Here is a 3598-nt window from a genome sequence, read left to right as displayed (position 1 = left end):
GTGGGCGACCGCCTTCAGTGGGTACTCCGCTCTGGCGGCGGCGGTCGAGGACGGGCTCCCGCGTACGGTCTCGGATCGGATGGCGGACGATTTCCTGTGGGCGGTGGGACGGTTTCTCGACCTGGTGGACGAGCGGTTGGGGGTCCTCGGCCCCGCCGCCTGAGGAGCCGGGCGGTGAGACGGGGGAATCCTCAGGTGTCAGAGGGGAATCCCGGTGGTACCCGCCGCGTTGCCCTCGTATGATGGGGGGAACCCTGACCGGCTGATCCCCATCCACGGTTGGTGCGAACCGACCGAGCCGGCCGCGCTCGTTCGTCACGAGCATCTGAAGGAGGTCGAAGTGCCCCTGTCCGAGCACGAGCAGCGCATGCTCAAGGAAATCGAGAGCGCGCTCTACGCCGACGACCCGAAGTTCGCGTCGTCTGTCCGAAAGACCGGTGCGACCGGTGCTCGTCGTCCGGCGGGCCTGGTGGTCGCGCTGGCGATCCTCGGTGTGGCGCTTCTGATCGGCGGGCTCGCCCTCGACTTCAAGCCCGGCGGCTTCCCGGTACTGAGTCTCGTCGGGTTCCTGGTGATGTTCGCGGCGGGTGTCCTCGCGCTGCGGTCCACGCCGTCGCACGGCGCCGCCGGCGCCAAGGGCACCGGCGGACCCCGGGTCCCCGGCACCGGGCGGACATCGGCCAAGCCCGCCGACGGGCGGAACTACTCCTCCCGCATGGAGGACCGCTTCCGCCGACGGTTCGACCAGGAGCCCTGACCGGCCCGTCCCACGGCCTTTCGACGAAGGGGTGAGCGCACACGCGCTCACCCCTTCGTCCATTTGTCTGACGCTCTCGGGCCGGCAGCCCAGAGCCCATCGCGACCCGGAACGTCCGTCCCCGCCGAGATGCCGGCGCTCCGTCCTTCCTCCCCACCACGCCCCACCCGTGCTCCCCACCACGCCCCACCCCTCCTCCCCACATCTCCCCACAGGGGCCGGCTCGGCTGCCACGTGAGTCGTCTCGAGTCACATGAGTCCCAAAAGACTCGCGGAAGTGGGCTCCCTCCGGGCTGTTGATCCGGTGTCGGGACGGCGACGGCAGGGTCCCTATGGCCACTGAACTGCGGTGACGCGAGGCGGTGGGGCGAAGTGGGGCGCAGGCCTTGTTTGTGGGGCGTTGTGGGGTAGAGTGGGGCACGCAAGGAGCTCGATGGGCCTGGACCCCAGGAGGTGGCGGGTGACCGACACCGATCTCGTCGACTCCGGACGTGAACGAGCCTTCGTCGGGTACGGGACACACCGTCCCAAGCTCGACGACAAGGGGCGGCTGACGATCCCCGCCAGATTCAGGCCAGGCCTGGCGGACGGGGTGGTGGTGTGTGGGTGGTTCACCAACACGCTCTCGGTTTTCCCTGAGGACGAGTTCGACGCGCTGGTCAGAAAGGTCCGGCCGACCGCCAACCTCAGCGAGAGGCACATGGCGTTCTTCCGGCTCCTGGTGAGCGGCGCGGAAGTCCAACAACTGGACTCGCAGGGACGGATCTCCATCCCGGCGAGTCAGCGGAACTACGCGGGTCTGGACAAGGACTGCGTCGTCAACGGCCTCGGGGAGCGTCTCGAGGTCTGGGACGCCGAGGCGTGGGACCGCTACAGCGAGGAGAACCTACCCGTGTTCTCCGAGATGGAGGGCACCTCGCTCGGGATCGAATTCTGATCCGGGGAGAGGACGGACACGAGCAAGCGAGAGCACGACGGACGGAGCCCCCCGGCCCCTGCCCGGCACCACCCTGACGTACTTCCCCAACGCCAGGTGGGTACCGGACGGGGACCAGGGGGCTCCACCACAACCGGAGCACCGACGACTTCCGGACGCGAGGAGGCGAGATGGCAGACGAGTCCGACGCCGACCGCGACGCCACGCGCTCCGGGCACATACCCGTCTTCCTCGAGCGGACCATCGAGTTCTTCCGGCCCGTCGTCGAGGCGGCCGCGCAGGACGGCCGCGTCCCCGTGATCGTGGACGGGACCCTCGGGCTCGGGGGGCATTCCTCCCACCTGCTGGCCGAGTTCGGTGAGCTGCGCATCCTCGGCGTCGACCGTGACCCCGAGGCCCTCGAGATGGCGACCCGTCGCCTCACGGCCTACCGCGACCGGTTCACGCCGGTTCACGCCCGCTTCGACGATTTCGACCGCGTCGTGGCGGCCCTCCCCGGGGAGTCCCGGGACGAGGCGGGCCCCGCGATCGACGGGATCCTGCTCGACTTCGGTGTCTCCTCCATGCAGCTCGATGTGGCCGAGCGAGGTTTCGCGTACTCCGTCGACTCCCCGCTCGACATGAGGATGGACCCCACCACCGGCCCCACCGCGGCCGACATCCTGGCCGACTACCCGCGTGACGACCTCGCCCGCGTCCTGCGCGTCTACGGCGAGGAGCGATTCGCGCGACAGATCGCCGCAGCGATCGTCCGCCGCCGGGACACCGACCCCGTCGTGACCAGCTCCCAACTCGTCGAGCTGCTCTACGACACCATCCCGCAAGGTGCCCGCCGGACCGGCGGACACCCGGGCAAACGCGTGTTCCAGGCCCTGCGCATCGAGGTCAACGCCGAGCTGGAGGCCGTGAAGAACGCGGTGCCCGGATACCTGGACCTGCTCCGCCTCGGCGGCCGTGCGGTGTTCATGTCCTACCACTCCCTCGAGGACAAGATCGTCAAACGCGAGCTGGCCACGCGGACCGCATCGCGGACTCCGGCGGGCCTGCCCGTGGAGCTCCCCGGTCACGGCCCCGAGTTCGAGGCGATCACCCGGGGAGCGGAGAAGGCCTCACAGGAGGAGATCGACCACAACCCGCGCTCGGCCTCGGTGCGGGTGCGGTGTGTCCGGCGTATCGACGGGAGAACCCCATGACGAGCACGATCGACACGCCCGGCACCGCCGGCGGGCTCGACACCCGCCCGGCGACGACACCGGGTGCCGACGCGCCCGCACCCGCGGGACGGCCCGTCGGCCTCCGACGCAAGCCCGTCACCCGCTCGGTTCGCGGCCGCCGGACCGTGGTCGTCCCGGCGGAACGTCTGAGTCCCGCCGAGCTCGCCGCGAGGGTTCCCTTCGTCGTCGTCCTCCTCCTTCTCATCGGCGCGGGGGTGGGCGGCACCCTCCTGCTGTCCGCGCAGACCACCCAGGACACCTACGACCTCAAGAACGCCCGCGACGCCAATGTGGAGTTGGTGGAACGGATGGAAGCTCTGCAGGCGTCCAACGAACGCGCCCGGTCCGCCGAGGTGCTGGCGCAGCGCGCGGAGAAGCTCGGCATGGTCGGAGTCGCCAGCGCACCCATCCTGACCAGGGGATCGGACGGCGTGCTCGAGATCGTCGGCGAGCCCGAGGCGAAGCTCGGCGCGCCGATCAAACCTCTGCAGCCCGCTCCGGTAGCGTCCGGACCGTCGAGGTCGTCCGACCGGGACGGATTCGACGCCCCGCCCGCGCAGGCGCCCCAGGACCGCACGCCCCGCGGGGTCGCCCCCGTTCCCTATCCGCCCCTCGCAGCCCCTCCGTCCCCGGTCACCCCACCGCCCGCCATGGCCGAGTCCGCCCCACCGGCTCCCGCCCCACAGGCGG

The 3598-nt window shown here is 70.6% G+C and carries 5 protein-coding genes; all 5 read left to right on the top strand.

Going from position 1 to position 3598, the window contains the following annotated elements:
* Positions 1 to 163, top strand: a 163-nt coding sequence (locus tag G6024_RS09735; protein WP_268817117.1) for an SAV_6107 family HEPN domain-containing protein, incomplete at its 5' end; no start/stop codon positions are given.
* A 177-nt stretch (positions 164 to 340) separates the two neighbouring features.
* Complete coding sequence (locus G6024_RS09730) at positions 341 to 757, top strand: SCO2097 family morphological protein (protein ID WP_096905650.1); 417 nt, start codon at positions 341 to 343, stop codon at positions 755 to 757.
* A 460-nt stretch (positions 758 to 1217) separates the two neighbouring features.
* Positions 1218 to 1694 carry a division/cell wall cluster transcriptional repressor MraZ gene (gene mraZ, locus G6024_RS09725; protein ID WP_067713759.1) on the top strand — a complete coding sequence of 159 codons (477 nt, stop codon included), beginning with the start codon at positions 1218 to 1220 and terminating at the stop codon, positions 1692 to 1694.
* 170 nt (positions 1695 to 1864) lie between these two features.
* Positions 1865 to 2887: a 16S rRNA (cytosine(1402)-N(4))-methyltransferase RsmH gene (rsmH, locus tag G6024_RS09720; protein WP_159148597.1), complete on the top strand. Its 1023-nt coding sequence runs from the start codon at positions 1865 to 1867 to the stop codon at positions 2885 to 2887.
* On the top strand, positions 2884 to 3598 hold a 715-nt coding region (ftsL, locus tag G6024_RS09715; protein ID WP_159148596.1), incomplete at its 3' end, for a cell division protein FtsL. The genes rsmH and ftsL, both read left to right, overlap by 4 nt.

Source organism: Dietzia maris (assembly GCF_014144855.1).
GTDB lineage: Bacteria > Actinomycetota > Actinomycetes > Mycobacteriales > Mycobacteriaceae > Dietzia > Dietzia kunjamensis.
Note: the sequence above shows the minus strand (reverse complement) of the source record. Positions and strands in the feature narration are given on the sequence as shown.

Bases quoted from the DNA above. Each gene is read 5' to 3' on its own strand.
- rsmH (WP_159148597.1), top strand. From the start codon at position 1,865: ATGGCAGACGAGTCCGACGCCGACCGCGACGCCACGCGCTCCGGGCAC.